1 protein-coding gene and 1 pseudogene are annotated in these 1,724 nt (G+C 70.5%); one reads left to right on the top strand and one right to left on the bottom strand.

Going from position 1 to position 1,724, the window contains the following annotated elements; genetic code table 11:
- The coding region (locus F3J10_RS35505; RefSeq protein WP_240155808.1) for a YifB family Mg chelatase-like AAA ATPase at nt 1-1,185 on the top strand (1,185 nt) is incomplete at its 5' end.
- A gap of 345 nt (nt 1,186-1,530) precedes the next feature.
- Here the strand turns inward: F3J10_RS35505 and F3J10_RS35500 are convergent.
- Nucleotides 1,531-1,724 (bottom strand): annotated as a pseudogene (locus F3J10_RS35500) (hypothetical protein); the annotation flags it as partial.

Raw genomic sequence — 1,724 nt, 5'->3', positions numbered from 1 at the left:
CCGACCGGCAACGCCGGCGCCCGCCGCCGTCGCGCGCCGCGCGGCCTGCCCCCGCCATCCGGGGGACCCGAGCTGTACCTGCCGCTGGACAGCGCGGCAGAAGCTGCGCTGGTGCCGGGCGTCACCGTCTACGGCGCGCCCGACCTGCCCGCGCTCTGCGCGCACCTGGCCGGTGCCGACGAGGCGCGGCTGTCACCGATCGCCGCGCCATCGCCCGATTCAACGCCCGCAGCCAATGCTCCCGACCTGGCCGAGGTAGTCGGCCAGCAAGGCGCCAAGCGCGCGCTGGAAATCGCCGCCGCGGGCGGCCATCACCTGCTGATGATCGGCCCGCCCGGCGCCGGCAAATCAATGCTGGCCGCGCGCTTGCCGGGGCTGCTGCCACCCATGACCGACGAGGAGGCGCTGGTTTCGGCGGCCCTGCTGTCGGCCAGCCGCGTGGGTTTCTCGCCCGCTTCGTGGCGGCGCCGGCCGTTTCGCACGCCGCATCACTCCTCGAGCGCGGCGGCCCTGGTCGGCGGCCGCAATCCCCCGCAGCCGGGCGAGATCACGCTGGCCCATCTAGGCGTGCTGTTCCTCGACGAGCTTCCCGAATTCGATCGCCACGTGCTGGAGATGCTGCGCGAGCCGCTCGAAGCCGGCCGCATCACGATCTCGCGGGTCGGCCTGCAGGCCGACTTCCCCGCCGCCTGCCAGCTGGTCGCGGCGATGAACCCCTGTCCCTGCGGCTGGCGCGGCGATCCCTCGGGCCGCTGCCGCTGCACGCCCGAGGTGGCCACGCGCTACCTGCGCAAGCTGTCGGGACCGCTGGTGGATCGCATCGACCTGCAGGTCGCCCTGCCCGCGCTGTCGCCCGCCGAGCTGGCCGAGCGCGGCACGCGCCCGGCCGAGGCCAGCGCGACGGTCGCGCGGCGCGTGGCGGCCGCGCGCGATCGACAACTGGCGCGCCAGGGCTGCACCAACCAGATGCTGGGCGGACGCGAGACCGATCGCTTCTGCCGCCCCGGCGCCGAGGGAGAGCGCCTGCTGCGCGAGGCCGGCGAGCGCTTCCACTGGTCGGCGCGAGCCTATTACCGGGTGCTGAAAGTTGCGCGCACGATCGCCGATCTTGCCGGCGATGCGCAGCCGGACGCCGCGCAGATCGGCGAGGCGATCCGTTATCGGCGCGCGATCGAGCTGGTTTGAGCCGAAATGCCTCGCTGTCAAGACTTGACTTATACACATTTACCGGTATCGATCACTCGCGCGGCGACGCATCGCGCGTACCCGCGAGAACGCTCGCAAGCCACTGAATCGTCAAGTGTTTTTTCCTCGCCGAATATCAATGAAACCGGTTTGAAAGCGGCGTGAAGCCGTTCTCGGGGCACGATTCGAGGGTTTGTCAACAAAGTTATCCACATCCGCTGTGGATAGCCGAAAAGCCTTGTGAAATCCGACCACTAGCGAGGTTTTCCTCGACCGCGCCTTCACTTCGTCCACACATTGCGGCAGTGCGACGCACCCTTCGGTCGCGCGCCGCGAACGCGTGCCTCAATCGAGCTTGAAGGAACCGAGGAACTGATCGAGCGCCTCGGGCGGCAGCGGCGCATCGGCGATCGCCACGGCCTGGTAGACATGCGCGCCGCGTGCGACGAGCCGGGCCACCACGGTCTTGCCGGCAGCCGCGCCCGATGCACCCACACTGCCCGATGCACCGGCCGGCTCGCCGCTGAGCCGCAGCTCGA

It is taken from the genome of Burkholderia sp. Cy-637 (assembly GCF_011753175.1).
Classification (GTDB): Bacteria; Pseudomonadota; Gammaproteobacteria; order Burkholderiales; family Burkholderiaceae; genus Burkholderia; species Burkholderia gladioli.
The sequence above is the reverse complement of the archived record's forward strand: the minus strand, read 5'-3'. Positions and strand labels throughout refer to the sequence as shown.